The sequence below is a fragment of the Ligilactobacillus animalis KCTC 3501 = DSM 20602 genome (assembly GCF_001434535.1).
Taxonomy (GTDB): domain Bacteria; phylum Bacillota; class Bacilli; order Lactobacillales; family Lactobacillaceae; genus Ligilactobacillus; species Ligilactobacillus animalis.
Map to the genome: position 1 here is coordinate 224846 of NZ_AYYW01000057.1, position 22236 is coordinate 247081.

Genomic DNA, 22236 nt, shown 5'->3' on the forward strand with positions numbered 1-22236 from the left:
AATAAGTTATCGTTTTTAAAAACATTCTTCCTTGTTACAGTTAATATGTTATACTGAATTTTATGTAAATTAGAAAACGAGGTCATGGATAATGAAAGAAATTACATCGGTCTCCAATCCTCAAGTCAAGGCTTGGAAAAAACTCGTCACCAAAAAAGGGCGTCAACAAAGTCAAACTTATCTGCTCGATGGTTGGCATTTAGTCAAAGAGGCATTGAATTCTGACGAACCGATCCAAAAGATCCTAGTCACACCGAGTTTCAAGTATCTAGCTGACTTAGAGATCTTGCCCGAGATCCAATATTTCTCGATCAGTGAGTCGATCGCCAAGCATCTCAGCGAAACTAAATCGCCCCAAGGGATCTTTGCTGAAGTAGCCTTTGACCAAACTACGATCAGTCCGACCACTGCTTCTGGTGCATGGCTCTTACTTGATGGTGTCCAAGATCCAGGAAATATCGGAACTATGGTGCGAACCGCTGATGCAGCTGGTTTTTCAGGGGTCGTTTTTGGGCCTAAGACAGCTGATATGTATCAACCCAAAGTCGTCCGCTCAATGCAAGGTAGCCAATTCCACCTTCAATTAGTCACAGCTGATCTGAGCACTTGGATCCAAGCTTTCAAGGCTAAAAATTATCCTGTTTTCGGAAGCGAATTAAACAAAGATGCTCGTTCTTATCAAGAAGTTGGCCAACACCAAAATTTTGCTCTGATCATGGGCAATGAAGGTAATGGGATGAGCGCAGAACTCTTACAACAAACTTCACTCAATCTCTATATCCCGATCAAAGGCCATGCTGAATCGCTAAATGTGGCCGTTGCTGCCGGGATCTTGATGTTTCAACTCATAGACTAACTAAGGATCAGTGCCGTATAAAAAAAGAGGGACCTATCACGATAAGCTCGTGGTAGGCCCCTCTTTTTTTATAGCAATTTTTATTCAATAGCATTCAAGTTTTGAACGATCTGTTCTGCATGAACATCGGCTTTGATCAACTTATCGGGATCAAATAAGATCCCCGCCATCTTAGCATTGTGCCCCGCTATGATATCTAAAGTCCGATCACCGACCATTACAGAAACACTGGGATCTAGTCCATGCTTAGCGACCAAAAAGTTCAACGCTTCAGGATCTGGCTTACGTTTAAAACCATCGTCTGCCGTCGAATGATCCGTAAAATATTGCAAAAATCCATCACGCTCGAGCAATGTCAATGAACTTTTATCGCGATGGGTCAATAAAAAGTTTTGCCCACCATTAGCAATGATCCGCTCTAATAACTCACGCGCCCCTGAAAACGGCTTAGCTTGAACTTGATACTTTTCTTCTAGACGTCGATAATCAGCATGCAATTTAGCCTCATCTAACTGTGCGGTCGTGTATCGTCGATAAGCTTCACGCACGGAAGCCTCACGCATCACTTGATAAACTTCACTTGTTGATAGTTCTACTCCTTGAAGTGCAAAAGCTTCAACAAAAGCTTTGACCATGCCAGGATACGTATCATAGAGCGTTCCATCAAAATCAAAAAAATAATTTTGATACATATTATGACCTCACTATCTATTCTCTGTATCAAAGATGATCGTTACAGGACCATCATTTACCAAACTCACTTGCATATCGGCCCCAAATTCTCCAGTTTGAACTTCGATCCCCAAAGCTTGCAACTTTTGGTTGAATTCAGCATAATTAGCCACCGCCTTAGCTGGCTCTTGGGCCTTAGTAAAACTTGGGCGATTTCCCTTCTTAGTATCAGCATAAAGCGTAAATTGTGAGATCGACAAAATTTTCCCCGCGATCTGTTGGACATTCAGATTCATTTTCCCCTCTTCATCGCTAAAGATCCGACAATTGGCGATTTTTTTTACTAAATAATCGATCTGCTCGCTACCATCGCCAGCCTGAAAACCCACTAATAGCAGTAGCCCTTGATCGATCTGACCAACAGTTTGGTCTGCGATCGCCACACTGGCTTTTTTTACTCGTTGTAATACTACACGCACTTTTCTTTACCTCACTTAATGGATCGTTCGTTTTACTACATAAACATCAGGGACTCGTTTGATATTATCGATGACCCGTTGCAAATGTACCTTATCTCTGATCCCTACTGTCACATCGATCGTTGCCATCTTATTATGATCGATCCGTCCGTTGATCGAATTGAGTTGTTTTGTCGTATTGTTGATCGCCTGTAAAACATCGTTCAACAGACCAGAACGATTATACCCTTGGATCTCAAGGTCAGTATTATAGTGTGTCCGATCATCAGAAACAACATTCCAACTTACATCGATCAAACGCGTACCACTTTGTTCAGCATTTTTCACATTAGGACAATCAGTTCGATGGACCGAGACCCCACGCCCTTTAGTGATATACCCAACGATCTCATCACCTGGGATCGGATTACAACAATGACTCAAGCGGACCAATAGATTATCGATCCCTTCGATCAAGACACTTTCATCATGCTTATTCTTACTGTTAGCATTGTTATTTTTGATCCCTTTATGATCTTCAAGAAGATCTTTTTCTTGTTGTTTTTTACGTTGTAATTCTTTTTGCTCACGAATATCTTGTGTCAAAATATTAATGACCCCAGCTGGCTGTAATTCACCAAATCCGAGCGCTGCATACATATCGTCGCTCGTGGAAATATGCCGTTTAGCCAAGACCCGCTCAATATTTTTAGTATTTAAAACATCGTGTACATTATAGCCTTCTTCGATCAGCGCTTCTTCTAAGATATCTTTACCTTGGTCGATATTTTGGATCCGATCTTGTTGTTTAAAGAAACGCTTGACTTTATTACGTGCCTTATTCGTATGCACTAACTCTAGCCAGTCACGGCTAGGACCGGCCGAATTTTGCGAGGTCAAAATATCAACGATATCGCCATTTTTGACCTGATAATCCAGTGGAACGATCTTACCATTGACCTTAGCTCCCGTCGTATGGTTTCCGATCTCCGTATGGATCGAATAAGCCATATCTAGTGGACCGGCTCCTTTAGGTAATTCAAAGACATCCCCTTTAGGTGTAAAGACATAGACCCGGTCACTAAAGAGATCACCCTTGACACTTTCCATGAAATCACTAGCATCAATGGATTCATTTTGTAACTCAATGATCTCTTTGAACAAGTTGAGTTTTTCACCCGTTGTCGTTTCTTTAACACCATCTGTCTTACCTTCCTTGTAAGCCCAGTGAGCAGCGATACCATATTCAGCCACCCGGTGCATCTCCTCAGTTCTGATCTGCACCTCAAATGGAGTCCCATTTGGTCCGATCAAAGTCGTATGCAACGATTGGTACATATTAGCTTTAGGCATCGCAATATAATCTTTGAATCGGCCTGGCATTGGGGTCCACTTCGTATGGATCGCCCCTAATACCGCATAACAATCCTTGATCGATTTAACGATCACACGGATCGCAAGTAGGTCATATATCTGGCTGAATTGCTTGTGCTGATCACGCATCTTACGATAGATCGAGTAAATATGCTTTGGTCGCCCATAGATCTCACAATCTTTGAGCTTAAGATCCACGATCGCACCTTTGATCTCATCGATTGCTTCATTGATGTATTGTAAACGTTCGTCACGTCTTGAATTCATCAAATGCACGATGCGATAGTATTGTTGAGGGTTCAAATATCTTAATGAGGTATCTTCCAATTCCCATTTGATCGTACTGATACCTAAACGATCAGCTAACGGTGCATAGATCTCGAGCGTTTCATTTGCAATACGGCGTTGTTTGTCTGGACGCAAATGTTTTAAGGTACGCATATTATGCAAACGGTCAGCTAACTTCACGATAATGACCCGTAAGTCTTTTGACATCGCCAAGAGTAGTTTACGGTGATTTTCAGCTAGCTGTTCTTTGTGTGACTTGTAGCGGATCTTGCTCAATTTTGTGACCCCGTCTACGATCACTTCGATATCTTTACCAAAAAGCTCACCAATATCAGCCAAAATAACGGGCGTATCCTCGACCACATCATGCAAAAAACCGGCACTTACCGTTTCAGGATCCATTTTTAATTCAGCTAAGATCGCAGCCACTTGGATCGGGTGGACGATATATGGTTCTCCTGACTTACGAAATTGTTCACGGTGAACGTAGGTAGCAAAATCACAGGCTTTTTGTACAATCGCCACATGTTCTGCATTCATGTATTCACTACATTTGTTGATCACATCTTCTGCACTCCAAATTACGTTCTTTTCCATCTCATCACCGTCGCCACTAAAGACAGTAGCGCTTCCTTTCTCACCAATCTACCAAATTCATTTGAATGCACGATAGGCACTTTTCACTACTGCAAAAAGTGCCTATTGCTGTTGTAAATTTTATTTGCGTACAGCACCATAGGCAAAGCATGTCAACATCAGATAAACTACGGTACAATAGATCGCATGGCTATCAAAAAAGAAATCACAACCGATCAAGTAAATAACTGGGAAAAATAGCACTAGCCAAAACTTATCGGCATGTTTACCTGCATAAAATCCAATTGCGATCGCATAAACTACATTGATACCAAATAAGATCGCACCCGTTTTCGTGATCTCATCAACATTTAAAACCGTAAAAATGATCGGGATCACGAAACTAAACAGTGTGGCAAAAGCCCAATATGAAATTATTTTTTGGGGTGATACTTTACTTAATTGCATTCTCATTACCTGTTTCTAAAATTAATTAATTTTATTTTACCGTAAAATCACATTTTAGTATAGAAGAAACTCTGCTACAGGCTATTTGACCAATTCTAACGCATACGAAAGCGTCGCTAAAAGATATAGTGGCGCTGTCTCAGCCCGCATAATCCTTGGCCCTAACCCCGCTTGAATGAAACCTTCTTGCATCAAGATCTCGATCTCATTTGTTGATAAACCACCTTCTGGGCCAAAAACTGCCGTCAGATGTGGGGCTTGGTGTGCAATAAGTTGTTCAATAACTTTGACTAAATTAGCTTTTTCCCCTTGTTTAGCTGCTTCTTCATAGGCCACGATACCTGACTCATCTGTGGCTAGTTTTAATTCTTTCAAGCTGTTGCAATAGCTGATTGTTGGGATCGTTGTGCGATGTGACTGTTCAGCCGCTGCTAAAGCGATCTTTTCCAACCGTGCGATCTTTTTAGCTTGCTTTTTATCATCCCACTTGGCGACCGAAAAATCACCTTTGAAAAAGATAAATCTATCAGCTCCCAATTCTGTTCCCTTTTGCACGATTAATTCCGCTTTATCACCCTTAGAAAGGCCACAAGCGATCGTGGTTACAACGGGCAATTCAGTTTGATGACTAAAAGTTTCAATGACCTTAGCTCGTGCCTGTTGTTTATCGACTGCAGTCACTTCCATCAATTGAACTTGCTTATCTGGAGTCACCAACTCAAATTTATCCCCAACACGCATCCGCATTACTGTGATTGCATGCTTATAGATATCTTTTGGTAAAACAAATTGCTCATTGGCTAACATTTCATTATAAAAATAACGTTGCATTTTTTAGACCTCATCTGTCGTTGGCATATGGGCGATGATCGAGTACCAATCTTTTATATTTAAGATTTGATCGATCACAAAACCTTTGGCTTCAATTTCACTGACGATCAAATCTTTTTTATCAGCGATGATCCCGGAAGTGATAAAGATCCCACCTGGCTTTAAGCACTCATAAGCTTGAGGGATCAAAGGTACGATGATCTCGGCTAAGATATTAGCCGTGATCAACCCAACTTTGGTCTTGATCCCAGCCAACAAGTCATTTGCTCCCACCGTGATCGCATCTTGCATGCCATTTAACGCCAAATTTTCTTCGGCCGCCTTGACCGCTTCAGCATCAACATCATAAGCAGCGATCTGAGCGACACCAAAATACTTAGCTGCAATACTCAAGACACCCGAACCAGTGCCCACATCTATCATGGTCTCTCCACCACGCACAACAGTCTCTAATGCTTGTAATGCTAATTTAGTTGTTGGATGAGTTCCCGTTCCAAAAGCACGACCGGGATCAAGTTTGATAACTTTTTCATCAGTTGTTTCTGGCGTATAACTTTCCCAACTTGGCACGATCGTCAAATAGCGCGTTAAACGGACTGGATGATAGTATTTCTTCCAAACATCTGCCCAAGAATCATCATCCAGTTCGGCTAATTTGACAGTTCCCTTGCCTGGATCTAAGCCAAATTCGCGCAATTGTGCGATCTTTTGTTCTAATTCAGGGAGTAGCTCTACTAAGCCAGCCTGTGCTTGAAAATATGTAGCTAATTCAACTTGACTAAGATCTGAATCATCGATCTCAACGCCACCAGCCCCATTTTCCATCAAAAGATTGATAACAGCTTCACTCGCCTCATTTGTCGTCGTTACAGTTAATTTGATCCAATCCAAAATAAATTCATCCTTTGCTTAAAATTTAGGGTACGGCAAATTTTCCGCAGCCGTATTCTCAGTCGCATCCTGCACAAATCTTTCAAATTCACTCATCGACCAGGTCAATTCGAATAATTCCTTGTCGCTGTCATTTAAAAAGTCAAGCAGATCCGAACGTCCATTGTCTAACACGATCTGTAAATAACTAAAAAATGCTTTACCACGTGCTAATGTCCAACCTTTTTTACCAGCATAGCTCAAGCACGCTAAATACGCTTCTGGTTCGACTTGAGCTGCATTTTTCTCATCATAAAATAAAATACTGTCACTAAATGAAATGATCGCTTCATCCGAACTTACTCCTTCCGCGTCTGTGATGACTTGACTAGTAGAATTTTCGGCGTAAAAAGTCAATTCCATCTCAAATGTTTTGGCGCGTTTATTCCAAAAAAGTTCGATCTTACCATCAAAATCTAAGCTATCTATATTGCTTTCCAAAAAAGTCAAAAGATCTGTTTTTGCCATCCAATCAATCCTGTCTGTGTATAGTTATACTAATATAGTAACCTCTAGGCGGGATAGAAAACAAGTTTAATTCGATAATCTTTTGTTTTTAGCTGATTTAACGTATATTTTATCGTTTTTAGCAATATTTTATTAATTTTTTACACTCAAGTAAGTACAAAAGCCATAATTTCTGATAAACTAAGAGTGTGAATTACTAACTTTAGGAGATGATTTACTTGGCAAAATACAAAATGATTCTTGATCTCGATACTGGGATCGACGATGCATTAGCCATCGCTTATGCTTTAGCTTCAGAAGAATGCGATCTGATCGGGATCGTGGGTTCATATGGTAACATTCTAGTCGAAGATGGGGTCCAAAATAGTTTAGACTTGCTTGAACTGTTAGGACATCCAGATATTCCAGTTTTCACTGGGCTTCCACACGCTTCTACTAAGGATAGCTTTGAAGTTATGCCGATCAGTGCCCAGATCCACGGCAAAAACGGGATCGGTGAAGTCAAACTTAAAAAGGCTGACCGTAAACCAGAAACAATGTCTGGAGTCGATTTCTTCATCGAAGCTGCTCACAAATACGGCAAAGATCTCGTGATCGTTCCAACTGGTCCTTTGACAAACTTAGCTGCCGCCTTAGAAAAAGATCCTGAGATCGCTAAACTTGTAGGTAAAGTTACCTTAATGGGTGGAGCTTTGACTGTTCCTGGTAACGTCAATCCGGTAACTGAAGCTAACATCAATCAAGATCCTGAAGCAGCTGATAAAGTCTTTCGCAGTGAATTCCCATTGACGATGATCGGCTTAGACGTTACGACCCGAACACTCTTGACTACAAAAGAAACTCAAAAGTGGCGCGACTTAAAGACTTTAGCCGGTGAAAAATATGCTGATCTGACAGATTACTATATCGATGCTTACAAAGTTACAAGTCCTCACTTAGGTGGCTGTGCTTTACACGATCCACTAGCTGTTGCAGCAGCGATCGATCCTTCGTTAGTAACAACACTTGATCTAAACATGAAAGTTGATACCGAGGGGCCTTATGCCGGACGCACGATCGGGGATGAGACTCGGATCAACGAACCCGCTTTATTGACTAAAGCAGCCGTCAACGTTGATAAAACCCGCTTTGTCGATTTATTCATGGAACGTTTGACGACGCTATTTAGCAAAAATTAGGAAGATGAGGCTTAAGCAATGAATATTCTTGGGACATCCCTTTATATCTTTTGGCTTTTGCTGGGCATCTTAAAATTTAGTTCTTTACCGCATAACCGCAGTTTTTCTTACCAACAAGCCTTCTTTGGTACTTTGTACTGGTACAAAAATTTTAGAAATTTACTGTTGCTCTGCGCTTTGATGGTCTTATTTATTTTTGCGCCACTAAAATTGATCTACTTTCTATTTTTTATTACCGCCTGCCTAATATTTCTTATGACAGCGCGCAATTTTTGGCTTCGGATCGGCAACGCTTGGACAAGTATCTTTCTTTGTTTAGCTTGTATCTTTATCGGGATCGGCACTGGACTATTTGTTTTCAGAACTTAAATATTTGCTCCCTTGGTCATGGCTAAGGGAGTTTTTTGCGTACAAAAAAAGACCTGCCTTTTTGGCAGATCTTCTTTGGACAAAATTATTTAACTTCAATGATCTTGACTTGCATTTCACCGCCAGGAGTTTCAACACTCACGGTCTCGCCCACTTTATGTCCAACTAAGCTTTGGGCGATCGGTGATTCGTTTGAGATCTTACCAGCAAATGGATCAGCTTCAGCAGCACCCACGATCTGGTAAGTTTCTGGTTCATCGTCGTCTTCTTGGAAGACTACTGTTTTACCGATCGCAACTTCGTCAGCAGCGATCGAGCCATTATCAATGATCTCAGCATGGTTCAACATGTTTTCGACTTCTTTGATCCGACCTTCAAGCATTGATTGTTCATTCTTTGCTGCTTCGTATTCGGAGTTTTCAGATAGATCTCCAAAGGAACGAGCGATCTTGATCCGTTCGATGATCTCTGCTCGTTTAGTTGTCCGAAGTTCTTCTAATTCAACTTCAAGTTTTTCTTTACCTTCCAATGTCATTGGAAATGTTTTTTCTTCAGCCATTTTTACACCTCATTAATATCATTAACTGCGTGGTTCATTATACCACAACTAGTCTTCGTTTTTACGAATGATGTCACGAACTTTTGTGACCAAAAGATCGATCGCAACCTGATTTTCGCCACCTTCAGGCACAATAATGTCAGCATAACGCTTTGAAGGTTCAATAAATTGATGATACATTGGCTTGACCGTTTCAAGATATTGATCGATCACTGATTGCAAGGTCCGACCGCGTTCTTCGATATCACGTTGGATACGACGAATAATCCGAATATCGTCATCAGCATCCACGAAGATCTTAATATCCATCAAATCACGTAAACGTGCGTCGTTTAGCGTTAAAATACCTTCCACAATGATAACTTCTCGCGGTTCTTGAACTACGACTTCCTTGCTCCGTGTATGAGCAGCATAATCGTAAACCGGGATCTCGATCGTCTTCCAGTTGAGCAGATCTTCAAGTTGTTCGATCAAGAGATCTGTATCAAAGGCATTTGGATGGTCATAGTTGACTTTAGTACGTTCTTCAAATGGAACATCATCTTGACTCTTGTAATATGAATCTTCTTGGAGCATCATCAAGGAATGACCATGAAGTTGATCAAAGATCGCACGGGAAACAGAGGTCTTCCCACTACCTGATCCCCCAGTTACACCGATAATAATTGGACGTGGACGCTTCTTTGCTTCTGACATTAATAAATACCTACCTTAAATTAATTATTGATTATCTTTTTCGAGTTTCTTGGTCAATGCTTGATGTTCTTCATAAGTCTTGGAGAAGTAGACCTTACCTGTCTTCATATTTGCGATGAAATAAAGATAACCTTTATCCTTATCGACTGGGTCTAAGACAGCTTTTACCGATGCAATACTTGGGTTATTGAACGGCCCAGGTCCCATACCTTCATTTTGATATAGATTGTATGGAGAATCAACTTCAAGATCTTTATATGTCACATTTTGCTTGTGTTTACCCAAAGCATAAAGAACTGAGATATCTGATTGGATCTTCATATTCTTTTCTAAGCGATTTTCAAACACACCTGCGATCTTATAACGATCATCTGCAGTCACACCTTCGCGCTCAACTAGAGAAGCTAAGGTCAAGACTTGTTGAACTGTGTAGTGACGTTCGGAGATCTTACTGTAGTATGGTGACAACATTTCATTAGTCTTAGCTACCATTTGTTCGACCAATTGTTTTAATGTCGTATCATCTTGAACTGAATAAGTAGCTGGATATAAGTAGCCTTCTAAACGATAACGAACATCTTTGGCTTCAAGCGCTGATGTTAATAACTCTGGATACTTGTTTTTTAACTCGTTTAAGAAAGTTTCGTCGTTGACTAATGCCAAAAAGTCCTTCTTACTGAACTTAGTCGCATTTTGGATCTCAGTTCCGACCTCATCGATCGTTACCCCTTCTTTAACAAGAACTTTTCCTGAGTCAAGTGGTTCACTAGTGCCACCTTTTTGTAAAGCTTTTGAGATCTGTTCAAGTGTCATCGAGGGTTTTAGTTCATAGTACCCTGCCTTAAAATTCCCTAGTTTATTGGTCTTAACATAGTAATCAAAGACAAAGCCGCTCTTGATGACCTTTTTTTCCTCCAAAATAGCGCCGATCTGTTTGTTGTTACTTCCAACAGGGATCTTGACCTCGATACGTTGACTCGAGTTTTTGTCAAGTGGTTGCAAAGCCGTCTTAACGTAGTGGTAGCCAAATGCTCCGACTAATACGATCAAAACTACGATCACCAAGATAACTCCAGTGATGATTTTTTTAGCAACCGATTTCTTTGCTTTTTCTTTACCCAAAGTAATCACCCTTACTACACTAATGTGAACAAATATAAATATATATTTGTGAAAGAATTATAGTTTTTCCTTTCCTGCGTTTTAAGCCCCTAGCTAACTTGCTATGTATAAAGATCATACACTGGATCTATCGATTTTATGAGATCTTTAGCCCCACATTGTGCTCTTTCTGACTATGATCTCTTTGACCCATGGCATTATTTCATCTAAGCCACTCCCGTGTAAACTCTATCTCTACCATTATATAAGCGTGGTTGCCTAATTGCAATATTGTATCATGGTTAATTTCTAAAAAAAGAAGCCCATATGAGCTCCTTTAATTTTATTTCTAACGAATGTCTGCTTCGAATTCTTCGACTAACTTAGCTTGCACTTTTTCAAAAGCTTTGGTAACTGCTTCATCTTGTAAAGTTGCATTTGGATCAGAGTAGACCAAAGTGTAAGCCAATGATTTAAAGCCATCCATAATATGTTCACCTTGATATACATCAAACAGCTTGATATCTTTCAAGAAAGCACCACCATTTTTGCGGATGCAATCTTCGATCTGTTGATTTGTCACATCAGCCGAAACTGCCAAAGCGATATCACGTGTGATCGATGGATATTTTGAAACTGGTGTATAAAGTTTAGCTGCTTTTGGCAACTCGATAACTTTTTGTAGATCAAGTTCAAAAACATAAACTCGTTGTTTTAATTTATATTCCTTAGCTGTGTTAGGATGAACTTCACCGATAAAGCCTAAGTAAGTTTCTCCTGCATAGATCGCAGCCGTCCGACCAGGATGCATATCTGGCATGGCAACTGCTTGATAAGATTCGTTAGTTACACCTAATTCATGTAACAAGTTAGCTACGATCCCTTTGAGATAGAAGAAATCAACTTCTTGTTTTGTAGTATTCCAGTTAGCATCACTGACTAAGCCCGTTACTGCCCCAGCGATATGTTCAACTTCACGTGGGCGTGTTTGATCTTCATCTCTAAAGAAGACCCGTCCTTGTTCATATAACGCAACATCGTTAACTTTACGTGCTGCATTATAGGCTAGATCATCTAAAAGCCCTGAGATCAAGTTCATGCGAACCGTCGTGTGTTCACTGCTCATTGGAAAATCTAAATTAGTCGGCAAAGCTTCTTCTAAAGCAAAACGTTTGGCTTTTTCTTCAGTCGTCAACCCGTATGAAATAGCTTGATCTAAGCCAGTTGCTTCTAAAGTTTGGCGTGCTTGGCGGATCAATTTTTGAGCTGGAGTGTAGCTACCTGGTGTTGTTTGCCCTGCTGGCAGTGTTGTTGGCAAATTATCATAGCCATAGATCCGTGCTACTTCTTCAACTAGGTCAGCTTCGATCGCAATATCCCAACGTCTTGTTGGTACATAGACTGTCAGCTCATCAGCTGCGACTATCGTTTCAAAGCCTAAACGATCAAAAATAGCTTGGATCTGTTCCACCGTCAATTCTGTACCCAAAACTTTATTGATATGTGAAGCTGAGGTCTTGATCTTAGCTGGAGTAGTTTCTTGTTCGTTGACACTAGCTACCCCTTTGACCACTTGACCTTCACCTAATTCAGTGATCATTGCCGCAGCAGCATCTAACGCTTCACGCACAGCTGCTACGTCAACACCACGTTCAAAGCGCATTGAAGCTTCTGAGTGCAAGTTTTCCCGCCGTGAAGTCTTTCTGATCCGATGACCGTCAAAGACAGCTGCTTCCAAAGCAACTGTGGTCGTTTCGTCGCTGATCTCAGTCTCTAAGCCACCCATCGTACCCGCTAAAGCAACTGGTACATCATTAGCTGTGATCACAATGTCATTTGGTTGTAATTTACGTTCTTCACCATCAAGGGTAACTAGCATTTCGCCTTCTTTAGCTAAACGCACAACGACTTGCTTAGATCCTAACTTATCCAAGTCAAAAGCATGCAATGGTTGACCGTAATCAAGCAAGATATAGTTTGTCACGTCAACGATATTGTTCAACGGGCGAATGCCTGCATTCCAAAGACGTGTTTGCAACCACATTGGACTTTCTTTGACTTTGACATCTTTTATGACCCGCATCATATATGGTTTAGCTAATTCTTCAGGTGCGCTGACAGTAACGTGATCAGCGATCTCATCTGTAGCGGATTCGATCACATTTGGCACAGGCAAGGTCACTTCACGATCATAGATAGCTGCGATCTCATGGGCAGCACCGCGCATACTTAAAAGATCACCACGGTTTGGTGTGATATCAAGATCGATCACCGTTTCGTCCATCCCTAAGTAACCAAAAACAGGTTCACCTGGTTTAGCATCTTCGGGTAAAACATAGATCCCGTCAGCAAATTCTTTAGGAACTACACTTTCAGAAAAACCTAATTCTTGTAAAGCACAGATCATCCCTTCAGAAACTTCGCCCCGCATCTTACCGCGTTTGATCTTCACATTACCAGCGATCCGTGAATTTGGTAAAGCAACGATGACTTTTTGACCAACCTTGATATTAGGTGCACCACACACGATCTGTGATGGTTCTTCTTCACCAATATCTACTTGGCAAATGTGTAAGTGGTCAGAATTTGGGTGATCTTTAACATCCAAAGTATAACCTACAACGATCTTCTTTAGTCCATCTTCAAGTTTACCTGTGCTAGCAACTTCGACCGCCGTTCTTTCGATTTTTTCAGCCAATGCTAACGGTTCAAGGTCAGCGACAGGCACATATTCATTTAACCATTTTGTTGAAACTTTCATGAATCAGTTATCCTTTCTGTGCGAATTGTTGTAAGAATCGAACATCATTTAGATAAAATTCGCGAATATCATCGACACCGTATTTGAGCATAGCAAAGCGATCAGGTCCAAGACCAAAGGCAAAACCGCCATAAACTTCTGGATCGACACCAGCCATCTTCAAAACGTTAGGATGGACCATACCAGCACCTAAAACTTCGATCCAACCTGTTTGCTTGCAAACTGAACAGCCCTTACCACCACATTTGAAACAGGAAACATCAACTTCAACAGAGGGTTCCGTAAATGGGAAGTAACTTGGACGCAAACGGATCTCGCGTTGTTGGCCAAAGACCGTCTTAGCGATCAACTCTAACGTACCCTTTAGATCACCCATCGTAATATTTTTATCGATGACTAGACCTTCAACTTGGTGGAACTGATGCGAGTGTGTCGCATCGTCTGTATCACGGCGGTAAACTTTACCTGGCGAGATCATCTTCAATGGTCCCTTGCTAAAGTCATGAACTTCCATCGTCCGAGCTTGCACAGGTGATGTTTGCGTCCGCATCAATAATTGTTTCGTAATGTAAAATGTATCTTGCATATCACGGGCAGGGTGATCTTGTGGCAAGTTCAACATTTCAAAGTTGTAATGATCTTCTTCGATCTCAGGTCCATCGACAACTTGAAAGCCCATCCCTAAGAAGAGTTTTTCGATCTCATCGATAACTTGGACTAAAACATGGGGTGTCCCCGTCTTAACTGGAGTCGCTGGTAAAGTAACATCGATCGTTTCACTTTCTAAGCGTTTAGCCAACTTTAATTCCTCTAATTCAGCGTGCTTTTCAGCGATCGCTTGGGTCAATTCATCTCTGATCGTGTTAGCGAAGCTTCCGACCTTAGGACGTTCTTCAGCGCTTAGATCACGCATTCCCCGCAAAACTTCAGTAATTGAGCCCTTTTTACCCAATAATTCTACTCGGACGTCATTGATATGTTTAGTATCTTCAGCACGCCTAATTTCTTCTAAGCCATTTTGTTTGATCTCTTCAAGTTTTTCTCTTAGATTCACACTAATCTTTCCTTTCATCCGGCTGTTCCAACGTAAAAAAGCCCCATCCCTAAAAAAGGGACGAGGCTTCGCGGTACCACCCTTGTTCTGTTAAGCAAATAACAGCACTCTTTCATGATAAAACGGTCATGAACCGATCTGTTATTCATCCTAAGGAATCCCAACAGCAACTCAGGAAGTGAAATTCGGCCTTAGATCAAGCAAGCCTTCTCAGCTCCCGGCTCTTTTCTGTCTTGATCGATCAGCTTACTAATTTCCGTCTACGTCTTTAAATATTCTACAATTCAGTTTAAGCTCGCATGCATAAATAGTCAAGTAGTTATTTGCAATCTTCTTCAGAATACCACTTTTCTGACCAAATATGTATCTCTTGCATGATCGTTTTTAAAGCGGCGCCCCGGTCGGTCAATTGATAGACCGCACGTGAACTATTGCTAGTCATCACACGTTCTACCAACCCTTCCTTCTCCAACTCTTTTAGACGTTCCACTAAAACGCGATCACTGCATTTCTCAACTTTTTGTGCTATTTCTTTAAAACGCTGTGGCCCTTCGTTCAATAAAACTTCGATGATCAAACCATTCCATTTTTTCCCTAAAATCCCAAAAGTCTTTTGGAACTTCGGACAGACTTTGAATACTGATTGTGTACTCAAGGCACATACCCCTTTCTAAATTACACAAATAGACCCGCACTATCGAGTGATACGGGCCTATTATCTGTGCTTTCAATAGTGCTTAACACTATTTTACACTATTCACTTACTTTCGCAAAGCATAGAGCTTGTTTTAATGAACCAATTATTTTCAAAGAAAGATGTTTACTGTATTCTTCAGTTGCCGAATATTTATCAACTAATGACACAATGTAGCCTTCTGGATACTTTGGAGGGCAAGTCGTTGCACCCCACATGTGTTTGATGATGATATCTTTTTCGCGTGGAGTTAGTACGGTCAACTTTTCAGCATTACGTACAGCGATCCGCGGATGGATCCACGCATGCGTGCCACGGTCGAATTTAGTCACACGCCAATCATAGTAAAATAAATCATGCAACAAGCCAGCACGAGCTGTAGCTTTTGCATCCAAGTGGAATTTTTTAGCAAGTAAATAGCTTTCATAGGAAACAGCAATACAATGTTCTAAGCGCGTTGAAAAATGGTGTTGCGTATAATTAGCCAACCGTTGGACTTCTGGCTTTTCTAGCAATTCACCTACATAGCTCATATATTCTTCATCATTACGCCATACGTCTTTTTTCATAGATGCTGCCTAACTCCTTTAACCAATATTTTACTAACCAAGCCTACTTCTCACTCTTTATCTTACTATTTTATTTTGTAAAAGCAATCTTTAAGCTGTCGTTTTAAGTAATTTAAAGATAAATTTAAAAATTCAGGATCTATTTGTCCGGTAAACGAACATATGTGCTACAATATATAAAAAGAACATGCATTCGCAAAAGAGGTATTAGATATGGATAAACAAGAATTCGAGACTTATTTAAATGAGCACTGCTCGGCTTTAACTAAATTTCAAGAACGAGCTTTAGACTACCAAGCCAATAACAATCAAAATCGCGCTAGATCGGCTCGCTGGAATGATGCCAAAGTCCAACGAGCCGCCGATGCAATGTACGATACTTTTCTTACTGGGATCTACACCAAATTACGCAGTGCGATCGAAGACAAATATGATCGCCAAGCTTGGCTCGATTATATCGAAAAATACGGACTCTTAGAACAGTTGGAAGAAAGTGTCCTTGAGATCGAATTTGAGTAAAAAGATAGCAGATGTTTGAGACATCTGCTATCTTTTTACTCAAAAGTACTGAGGAGATCGTTCCATGACCACACCAGAAAGCCAAGCAAAAATCGAGCAATTTACAGAACTGATGCAGCTTCAAAGGGAGACTGGCATAGAATTTTGTGGACGTGAATATTTCTTCGAACCTATTTTCAGCGACGACCCATTTAAGGCTATCGGTTGGAGGTTTTCTACACTTTGTTTTAGGAAATAATCACTATATCTAACTATTGTTGTGAATGCACATCAATAGTTACTTAAAGTCAATTGAAATTTTTTCCATTGAACTAACACTTACTATAGTCTTTCCTCTAAAGCACCGTATTTCTTGATACCATGTTCTCTTTGATCTTAGTACGCATCATAATCTTATCTTCTTCTCTACACCCTTGAAATACTAATTCATCGACATCATTGAAATAATAGCACCCATCAGGATTATTCATCCTCTCCTGTTCATCAAGCATTATATAATGTTCCATTCCGACTTTATGCCTAAATTCAGCAAGTTGTTCACCTGCTCCATATAAAAGTGGACCAGTAGCACCCCATATTTCTTTCAACACGTAATAATCTATCTTATATTGATACTCTAAGTAATTATGCCTTCCCATCCTATCTTGCCCCTGTTCATTACATTCAATTCTACAGCATATTTATTTTCTTTCACTATATCATATCCTGATAGAACAGCAACTATAACCTTGAATAATTTTAAACTACTCCAGATACTCTGCATGCGCTACGTTATCTTCGTAGCAACAAATATAATCTCCCTTATCACGTCCCTTTTCGGGGACAATCGTTAAATACGCACCATTGTCATCATTATCATAACTAGTAGTATAATCTACAATTTTCCCAATAATAACTCTACCATTTTTTAAAATAACTTTGCCCCTAGCAACTCTTTCAAAATTACTCAAAATAATCCGAATCACCCTTCCATGGAACTAAATGAACACCTGTACTGCTTAGTGTATTTTTACACCAGTAAGCCTTCGTCCTTTGTTATCTATAGCAACAACTCTACCTACATATACCCTTTCACGAGGGTCATACTCGGAGTTTTCATTTTTTTCAAACTCTACTTTTTCCGTCTTGTGGCGTATGTGGTATATCCTTGTTTTGATGTCTTTTTTGAGCATGCTTATTGATTTCATCTTTCCAAATGCCTTTTGCAAAATTTTCTTGAATATTAGGTGGCTCAAGCTGCGGTTTGTAGCCTGCTTGTTTATCCCTGACTAGTAATATGCCAATTTCTCGGATGGTTAAGTACACTATTTTCTGGTGAAATAACGTCCATGAACTCTATTCCTTTGACGTAACCATACTCGGACAGCATTTTCATCGTTTCGTATAATTGGCGATTCGAAACATCTAACATGCTAGCGTTCAGACTGTCGATGTTAATATCTAAATCGTTCTTATAACAATTCATTTAGGTATTTCAAGATTTTACACGTTACTCGAGCATAGGAATTTGATTTCACGTCTATCACTCCAACATATTAAAAAAGCACTCAATCACGAGTGCATAAGATTTAAGATAATTGTACAATATTCAAGCGGCGATACGCTACCATAATCAATTCTTTAACATTATAGCCGTCAACTTCAAAGTCATCCAGTTCTGGCGCTTTTAAAAACGCTTCAGGATCAGCAACTTGAACAGAACAAATTTCACCACCAGAAAATTCTGTCCACTCTGCAAAAAGAACAGACTGAATCCCCTTAGGTAGTTCTATTCCCCCGCGGTATGTGGGGCCAATCCTGTTAGGGAAGTCAATGTCAATTTCAGGAACAGTTTCATCTAATTCGTATTCAGTCAAACTGAACTTAAAGTTCTCAAAGTCCATTAATACAACTTTCCTCCATTTTTATAATTTTCTATACTTTAAACTCGCTTGCAAGAGTAGTTATTTGTACTTTTCCATTCCATTTTACACCTATTCATCACATTTAATTCTACAGAATATTTATTTGATTTAACTATTATCATATCTAGTATATAGTTCTGTCGTCTGCCTACGTTTGGTTATACAGTTTCCTCTATTCCAATCTAACGTAAACATTCCCGATGGAACAGTCACCCTCGAATAATTTTAGACTACTCTAGATATTCTGCATGTGACACTTCATCTTCATAGCAACAAATATAGCCACCTTTTAACGGACCAGCTTCGGGGACAATTGTCAAGTATGCACCATCATCATTGTTATCATAACTAGTAGTATAATCTACAATTTTTCCGATAAATACTTTACCATTTTTTAAAACGACTTTTCCCCTAGCGGTCCTTTCAAAATTACTTAAAATCATTTGAATCGAATCACCTTTCCATGGAACTAAATGAACACCTATACTGCTATAGTATATTTTAGCTGTTGTCACTCGTTATCTATAGTAACAACTCTACCTACATAATATCCTCTTGCGAAGTCCGTGTTCAAGAATTGTATTTTATTCAAATTTTCCTTCGTAGGAATTTGATTTCACATTTATCACTCCAGTATATTAAAAAAGCACTTAACCATGAGTACTTAAAAATTAAGTCAATTGTTCAATGTTTAATCGACGATACGCCACCATGATCAAATTCTTGACGTTGTAGTTATTGACTTCAATATTATCTAAAAATGGATCATTTAAAAAATCAGCTGGGTCTACAATCTCGATATAACTAATTTTTCCTTCTTTAGTTGAATCCGTATAAATTATAGATACCCCATTACCAGGAAGTTCGATTTCACCAAAACGAGTCTTTCCCGTTATATCTAGAAAATCAACACCGATTGCCGGTATTGTTTCATCCATAAAGTATGAAGTTAATTTAAAACTAATATTTTCAAAATTCATCAATATAGACGCTTCCCTTCTTTTTGTTTATTTAAGTATCTTGGATCTGGTTCGTATACTGTAACTATATTACCATTTCTTGTAACTACAATAAAAGAATCTTCACCCCAAGAAGAGACCTACGTGGCACAGCGCCCCTTTCTGAAAAATCCCCTAACCCGTTACTACAATGAGTTTTAAAAAAACTATAAAAGAACGTACATTCAAGAAAAGGGAGAAAAATTATCGTCAGTGTCACAGAAACGCTAGAATATAAAAATATAGCCATTTCAAATCAATACAAATCGGATCAAACTAAAACCGCTGCCGGAATGCGCAACCTAGTATCATCGCATATTTTTAGGCATACGCATATTTCCAAACTCGCAGAGCTAGGTGTGCCACTATATGTGATCTAGAATCGTGTTGGTCATGAATCAAGCAAAATAACACAGACGATTTATCTTCATGTCACAGAACAGGCTAAGAAACAATTGAATTCAAAATTGGACGAGCTTTAAAAAAGTTTTCTCCCATTTGTCCCCCCAAAGGGTATTTTTTTAGATCAAATTAGCCTCATCTAATTTTTTGCAAATAAAAAAACCCTTGAAAACTCAAGGGTTTCGACGTTTTTATTAACGGCGGCGTTCTGGGATACGAGCAGCCTTACCTTGTAATGCACGTAAGTAGTACAACTTAGCACGGCGTACACGACCGTAACGTACAACTTCGATCTTGTCAACACGTGGTGTGTGCAATGGGAATGTACGTTCAACACCTACACCATTACTGATTTTACGAACTGTGTAAGTTTCTGAGATACCTTCGCCACGACGTTTGATAACAACGCCTTCGAAGATTTGGATACGTTCACGCTTACCTTCAACGATACGAGCGTGAACACGCACTGTATCACCAGCGCGGAATTCTGGAATATCATTACGTAATTGAGATTCCGTAATCTTTTGGATCAATGGGTTTACTGACATTATATATGTTCTCCTTTTCCTCGACATTCATGTCCAGATACAGCGGAATATCGTTAATCGTCGGCAAATAGCCAATAAATATCTTAACATACTCAAAATTGAATGTAAACATCAATTTTAAAAATTTGGTTTAGCTAATGGTGGTGCTGGCACTGGATGAGTCCCGATAAACTTTTCCATCCAAACCATATCATACCAAGTATCAAATTTGTAGCCACAGCTATGGAAACGGCCGACCAGCCGATACCCTAAATGCTCATGAAAATGCATGCTGGCATAATCAACATGCTCTTGCTCCTCAGTCGCAGGAACACTGATACATGCGTTGATATTTTGGATCCCTTGTCGTTTAAGAGCTTTTTCTAACGCCTGATAGAGCTTTTTGCCAATGCCACCACCTCGACTAGCATGGTCCAAGTAGACTGTGACTTCAACGGCCCATTTGTACGCTTCTCGGTGATTGAAAGAAGCTGCATAAGCAAATCCAACTACGATATCATCTTTTACCGCTACTAAATAAGGATACATCGCCGTAGTCTTTTCGATCCGTTCAGTAAATTCGGCTAAAGTCGGAACTTTATATTCAAACGTGATTGCTGTCTTTTCAACATAATAAGCATAGATCTGGCGCAAAGCCTCAGCATCAGCTTTTTGGACCGGTCTGATCACGACTTCACTCATCGTCATTTACCTCAAGTGTTTTAAACTCCCGTAGCCATTTTTCCTCTTGAGCAGAAAGCTCGTAATTTTCTAGAAGGTCAGGCCGGCGCTCATAAGTCCGACGTAAAGCTTCCTTATTGCGCCATTCCGCGATCTTTTGGTGGTTACCACTTGTTAGTACTTCAGGCACTTTCATTCCTCTAAAATCGGCTGGACGGGTGTATTGTGGATATTCAAGTAAGCCCATCGAAAATGAATCACCTAAAGCCGACTCACGGTTACCCAAAACATCAGGCAATAAACGTACCGTCGCATCGATCACGACCATCGCACCTAATTCACCACCAGTCAAGACAAAATCCCCTAATGAGATCTCATCTGTCACGCGTTCTCTGATCCGTTCATCATAGCCTTCATAATGGCCACAAATAAAGGTCAAATGTTTTTCTTGCGATAATTCTTCGGCAACTTTTTGATCAAATTTACGTCCAGCTGGATCTAATAAGATGACTTTGCCTAAGCCATCATTTTTAGCAGCGATCGCATCTAAAGCATCATAGATTGGTTGAGCTTGTAACAACATGCCAGCGCCACCTCCATAAGGTGTATCATCAACATGACGTTGCTTATTAGTCGTATAGTCACGAAAATCGGTCACTTCGACATCAAGGAGTTGCTTTTCGATCGCTTTGCCCACGATCGATTGCGTCAATGGTCCCTTGAACATTTCGGGAAATAAACTTAAAATATCTATCTTCATCTAGTCATCCAATCCCTCTAAGAGTTCAACATGTACTTTACCAGCAGCTAGATCGACATCTTTGATCACCTCATCGATCACTGGCAGTAAGAGATCATTTTTTTGTTTACGTTTGACGACCCAGACATCATTAGCACCAGGCGATAAGATCTCCTTGATCTCCCCAAGTGAGTTGCCATTTTCATCTACAACATCTAAACCGATGATCTGATGATAGTAATATGAACCATCTTCAAGTTCTTCTTGTTGATCAGCCGAAACCTTTAGATCATCACCCTTGAATTTTTCAACTAAATTGATGTTATCGTAGCCTTCAAACGCTAACATGATAAATTGCTTATGGCGGCGACTCTTTTGGATCGTTAATTCCGTTCCCGTGCTTGCATTTTGCTTAAAAGCATATAATTTATTACCTGGCTTAAAACGCTCTTCTGGAAAATCAGTCGTTGCGATCACCTTGACTTCCCCACAGATCCCGTGAGTATTAACGATTTTCCCAACTTGATAAAATTCCATTTAAAACCCTCCTCGTATTTGCTATTA

28 protein-coding genes and 1 pseudogene are annotated in these 22236 nt (G+C 40.0%); 5 read left to right on the forward strand and 24 right to left on the reverse strand.

Going from position 1 to position 22236, the window contains the following annotated elements; translation table 11 throughout:
* Positions 1–91: 91 nt before the first annotated feature.
* On the forward strand, positions 92–856 hold the full coding sequence (locus FC30_RS08960; protein WP_010688940.1) for a TrmH family RNA methyltransferase: 765 nt from the start codon (positions 92–94) through the stop codon (positions 854–856).
* A gap of 80 nt (positions 857–936) precedes the next feature.
* Here FC30_RS08960 and FC30_RS08965 read toward each other — a convergent pair whose 3' ends face one another.
* The 7 genes from FC30_RS08965 to FC30_RS09490 all read right to left on the reverse strand — a co-directional run bounded on the left by FC30_RS08965 (position 937) and on the right by FC30_RS09490 (position 6921).
* Positions 937–1548 (reverse strand): HAD-IA family hydrolase, encoded by a 612-nt coding sequence (locus tag FC30_RS08965; RefSeq protein WP_010688939.1) that lies wholly within the window; start codon positions 1546–1548, stop codon positions 937–939.
* Between the two features lie 12 nt (positions 1549–1560).
* Positions 1561–2007, reverse strand: a complete 447-nt coding sequence (gene dtd, locus FC30_RS08970) for a D-aminoacyl-tRNA deacylase (protein WP_035447921.1) — start codon at positions 2005–2007, stop codon at positions 1561–1563.
* 15 nt (positions 2008–2022) lie between these two features.
* Positions 2023–4245, reverse strand: a complete 2223-nt coding sequence (locus FC30_RS08975) for a RelA/SpoT family protein (protein WP_010688936.1) — start codon at positions 4243–4245, stop codon at positions 2023–2025.
* 120 nt (positions 4246–4365) lie between these two features.
* Entirely contained in the window at positions 4366–4692 is a 327-nt protein-coding gene (locus tag FC30_RS08980) for a hypothetical protein (RefSeq protein ID WP_010688935.1), read from the reverse strand.
* Positions 4693–4773: 81 nt separating this feature from the next.
* Positions 4774–5523: a 16S rRNA (uracil(1498)-N(3))-methyltransferase gene (locus tag FC30_RS08985; RefSeq protein WP_010688934.1), complete on the reverse strand. Its 750-nt coding sequence runs from the start codon at positions 5521–5523 to the stop codon at positions 4774–4776.
* A gap of 3 nt (positions 5524–5526) precedes the next feature.
* Positions 5527–6414: a 50S ribosomal protein L11 methyltransferase gene (prmA, locus tag FC30_RS09485; RefSeq protein WP_010688932.1), complete on the reverse strand. Its 888-nt coding sequence runs from the start codon at positions 6412–6414 to the stop codon at positions 5527–5529.
* Between the two features lie 18 nt (positions 6415–6432).
* The gene (locus FC30_RS09490; protein WP_010688930.1) at positions 6433–6921 is read right to left on the reverse strand and encodes a DUF3013 family protein; all 489 of its coding nucleotides are present in this window, start codon (positions 6919–6921) and stop codon (positions 6433–6435) included.
* 218 nt (positions 6922–7139) lie between these two features.
* Here FC30_RS09490 and FC30_RS09000 point away from each other — a divergent pair, with 218 nt between their 5' ends.
* Positions 7140–8099: a nucleoside hydrolase gene (locus tag FC30_RS09000; protein WP_010688929.1), complete on the forward strand. Its 960-nt coding sequence runs from the start codon at positions 7140–7142 to the stop codon at positions 8097–8099.
* A gap of 454 nt (positions 8100–8553) precedes the next feature.
* Here FC30_RS09000 and greA read toward each other — a convergent pair whose 3' ends face one another.
* The 7 genes from greA to FC30_RS09040 all read right to left on the reverse strand — a co-directional run bounded on the left by greA (position 8554) and on the right by FC30_RS09040 (position 15902).
* Positions 8554–9027, reverse strand: coding sequence for a transcription elongation factor GreA (gene greA / locus FC30_RS09010; RefSeq protein ID WP_004047561.1), 474 nt, complete (start codon positions 9025–9027; stop codon positions 8554–8556).
* Between the two features lie 48 nt (positions 9028–9075).
* A complete protein-coding gene (udk, locus tag FC30_RS09015; protein WP_010688926.1) occupies positions 9076–9723 on the reverse strand; it encodes a uridine kinase in 648 nt (215 codons plus the stop codon).
* Positions 9724–9747: 24 nt separating this feature from the next.
* Positions 9748–10845, reverse strand: a complete 1098-nt coding sequence (gene mltG / locus FC30_RS09020; protein ID WP_010688924.1) for an endolytic transglycosylase MltG — start codon at positions 10843–10845, stop codon at positions 9748–9750.
* 328 nt (positions 10846–11173) lie between these two features.
* Entirely contained in the window at positions 11174–13585 is a 2412-nt protein-coding gene (gene pheT / locus FC30_RS09025) for a phenylalanine--tRNA ligase subunit beta (RefSeq protein ID WP_010688922.1), read from the reverse strand.
* A 7-nt stretch (positions 13586–13592) separates the two neighbouring features.
* Entirely contained in the window at positions 13593–14639 is a 1047-nt protein-coding gene (gene pheS / locus FC30_RS09030) for a phenylalanine--tRNA ligase subunit alpha (protein ID WP_010688921.1), read from the reverse strand.
* A 319-nt stretch (positions 14640–14958) separates the two neighbouring features.
* Positions 14959–15294: a winged helix-turn-helix transcriptional regulator gene (locus FC30_RS09035; RefSeq protein WP_010688920.1), complete on the reverse strand. Its 336-nt coding sequence runs from the start codon at positions 15292–15294 to the stop codon at positions 14959–14961.
* A 98-nt stretch (positions 15295–15392) separates the two neighbouring features.
* Positions 15393–15902, reverse strand: coding sequence for an HD domain-containing protein (locus FC30_RS09040; RefSeq protein ID WP_056938508.1), 510 nt, complete (start codon positions 15900–15902; stop codon positions 15393–15395).
* 213 nt (positions 15903–16115) lie between these two features.
* Between FC30_RS09040 and FC30_RS09045 the strand changes: the two genes are divergently transcribed.
* Both FC30_RS09045 and FC30_RS09495 read left to right on the forward strand, forming a co-directional pair.
* Positions 16116–16421 (forward strand): hypothetical protein, encoded by a 306-nt coding sequence (locus FC30_RS09045; RefSeq protein ID WP_010688917.1) that lies wholly within the window; start codon positions 16116–16118, stop codon positions 16419–16421.
* A gap of 64 nt (positions 16422–16485) precedes the next feature.
* Positions 16486–16659: a hypothetical protein gene (locus tag FC30_RS09495; protein WP_010688916.1), complete on the forward strand. Its 174-nt coding sequence runs from the start codon at positions 16486–16488 to the stop codon at positions 16657–16659.
* 97 nt (positions 16660–16756) lie between these two features.
* Here the strand turns inward: FC30_RS09495 and FC30_RS09050 are convergent, their stop codons facing one another.
* The 6 genes from FC30_RS09050 to FC30_RS09075 all read right to left on the reverse strand — a co-directional run bounded on the left by FC30_RS09050 (position 16757) and on the right by FC30_RS09075 (position 19305).
* Complete coding sequence (locus FC30_RS09050; RefSeq protein ID WP_010688915.1) at positions 16757–17059, reverse strand: hypothetical protein; 303 nt, start codon at positions 17057–17059, stop codon at positions 16757–16759.
* Between the two features lie 105 nt (positions 17060–17164).
* The gene (locus FC30_RS09055) at positions 17165–17371 is read right to left on the reverse strand and encodes a hypothetical protein (protein WP_010688908.1); all 207 of its coding nucleotides are present in this window, start codon (positions 17369–17371) and stop codon (positions 17165–17167) included.
* A gap of 308 nt (positions 17372–17679) precedes the next feature.
* On the reverse strand, positions 17680–17886 hold the full coding sequence (locus FC30_RS09795; RefSeq protein ID WP_317301479.1) for a YjcQ family protein: 207 nt from the start codon (positions 17884–17886) through the stop codon (positions 17680–17682).
* A 103-nt stretch (positions 17887–17989) separates the two neighbouring features.
* Positions 17990–18304 (reverse strand): hypothetical protein, encoded by a 315-nt coding sequence (locus FC30_RS09065; protein WP_010688905.1) that lies wholly within the window; start codon positions 18302–18304, stop codon positions 17990–17992.
* Positions 18305–18555: 251 nt separating this feature from the next.
* A complete protein-coding gene (locus tag FC30_RS09070; protein ID WP_225361389.1) occupies positions 18556–18840 on the reverse strand; it encodes a hypothetical protein in 285 nt (94 codons plus the stop codon).
* Positions 18841–18996: 156 nt separating this feature from the next.
* Positions 18997–19305 (reverse strand): hypothetical protein, encoded by a 309-nt coding sequence (locus tag FC30_RS09075; protein ID WP_010688903.1) that lies wholly within the window; start codon positions 19303–19305, stop codon positions 18997–18999.
* Between the two features lie 227 nt (positions 19306–19532).
* Here FC30_RS09075 and FC30_RS09800 point away from each other — a divergent pair.
* A pseudogene (locus FC30_RS09800) lies at positions 19533–19805 on the forward strand (tyrosine-type recombinase/integrase); the annotation flags it as partial.
* Positions 19806–19919: 114 nt separating this feature from the next.
* Here the strand turns inward: FC30_RS09800 and rplS are convergent.
* The 4 genes from rplS to rimM all read right to left on the reverse strand — a co-directional run bounded on the left by rplS (position 19920) and on the right by rimM (position 22209).
* Complete coding sequence (rplS, locus tag FC30_RS09080; RefSeq protein ID WP_004047428.1) at positions 19920–20273, reverse strand: 50S ribosomal protein L19; 354 nt, start codon at positions 20271–20273, stop codon at positions 19920–19922.
* A gap of 117 nt (positions 20274–20390) precedes the next feature.
* Complete coding sequence (locus FC30_RS09085; RefSeq protein ID WP_010688902.1) at positions 20391–20954, reverse strand: GNAT family N-acetyltransferase; 564 nt, start codon at positions 20952–20954, stop codon at positions 20391–20393.
* Positions 20947–21693 carry a tRNA (guanosine(37)-N1)-methyltransferase TrmD gene (gene trmD / locus FC30_RS09090; protein ID WP_010688901.1) on the reverse strand — a complete coding sequence of 249 codons (747 nt, stop codon included), beginning with the start codon at positions 21691–21693 and terminating at the stop codon, positions 20947–20949. Before trmD ends, FC30_RS09085 begins: the two co-directional genes overlap by 8 nt.
* Complete coding sequence (gene rimM / locus FC30_RS09095) at positions 21694–22209, reverse strand: ribosome maturation factor RimM (RefSeq protein WP_010688900.1); 516 nt, start codon at positions 22207–22209, stop codon at positions 21694–21696.
* Positions 22210–22236 lie beyond the last annotated feature (27 nt).

Excerpts from the sequence above, each read along its gene's own strand:
- FC30_RS08985 (WP_010688934.1), bottom strand. The coding sequence starts at position 5,523 with ATGCAACGTTATTTTTATAATGAAATGTTAGCCAATGAGCAATTTGTT.
- FC30_RS09045 (WP_010688917.1), top strand. The coding sequence starts at position 16,116 with ATGGATAAACAAGAATTCGAGACTTATTTAAATGAGCACTGCTCGGCT.
- FC30_RS08960 (WP_010688940.1), top strand. The coding sequence starts at position 92 with ATGAAAGAAATTACATCGGTCTCCAATCCTCAAGTCAAGGCTTGGAAA.
- FC30_RS09085 (WP_010688902.1), bottom strand. The coding sequence starts at position 20,954 with ATGAGTGAAGTCGTGATCAGACCGGTCCAAAAAGCTGATGCTGAGGCT.
- FC30_RS09065 (WP_010688905.1), bottom strand. The coding sequence starts at position 18,304 with ATGGACTTTGAGAACTTTAAGTTCAGTTTGACTGAATACGAATTAGAT.
- FC30_RS09495 (WP_010688916.1), top strand. The coding sequence starts at position 16,486 with ATGACCACACCAGAAAGCCAAGCAAAAATCGAGCAATTTACAGAACTG.
- FC30_RS09050 (WP_010688915.1), bottom strand. The coding sequence starts at position 17,059 with ATGGGAAGGCATAATTACTTAGAGTATCAATATAAGATAGATTATTAC.
- FC30_RS08980 (WP_010688935.1), bottom strand. The coding sequence starts at position 4,692 with ATGCAATTAAGTAAAGTATCACCCCAAAAAATAATTTCATATTGGGCT.
- trmD (WP_010688901.1), bottom strand. The coding sequence starts at position 21,693 with ATGAAGATAGATATTTTAAGTTTATTTCCCGAAATGTTCAAGGGACCA.
- FC30_RS09795 (WP_317301479.1), bottom strand. The coding sequence starts at position 17,886 with ATGAATTGTTATAAGAACGATTTAGATATTAACATCGACAGTCTGAAC.
- FC30_RS09075 (WP_010688903.1), bottom strand. The coding sequence starts at position 19,305 with ATGAATTTTGAAAATATTAGTTTTAAATTAACTTCATACTTTATGGAT.
- FC30_RS08975 (WP_010688936.1), bottom strand. The coding sequence starts at position 4,245 with ATGGAAAAGAACGTAATTTGGAGTGCAGAAGATGTGATCAACAAATGT.
- greA (WP_004047561.1), bottom strand. The coding sequence starts at position 9,027 with ATGGCTGAAGAAAAAACATTTCCAATGACATTGGAAGGTAAAGAAAAA.
- pheT (WP_010688922.1), bottom strand. The coding sequence starts at position 13,585 with ATGAAAGTTTCAACAAAATGGTTAAATGAATATGTGCCTGTCGCTGAC.
- FC30_RS08965 (WP_010688939.1), bottom strand. The coding sequence starts at position 1,548 with ATGTATCAAAATTATTTTTTTGATTTTGATGGAACGCTCTATGATACG.
- FC30_RS09490 (WP_010688930.1), bottom strand. The coding sequence starts at position 6,921 with ATGGCAAAAACAGATCTTTTGACTTTTTTGGAAAGCAATATAGATAGC.
- rimM (WP_010688900.1), bottom strand. The coding sequence starts at position 22,209 with ATGGAATTTTATCAAGTTGGGAAAATCGTTAATACTCACGGGATCTGT.
- FC30_RS09040 (WP_056938508.1), bottom strand. The coding sequence starts at position 15,902 with ATGAAAAAAGACGTATGGCGTAATGATGAAGAATATATGAGCTATGTA.
- rplS (WP_004047428.1), bottom strand. The coding sequence starts at position 20,273 with ATGTCAGTAAACCCATTGATCCAAAAGATTACGGAATCTCAATTACGT.
- udk (WP_010688926.1), bottom strand. The coding sequence starts at position 9,723 with ATGTCAGAAGCAAAGAAGCGTCCACGTCCAATTATTATCGGTGTAACT.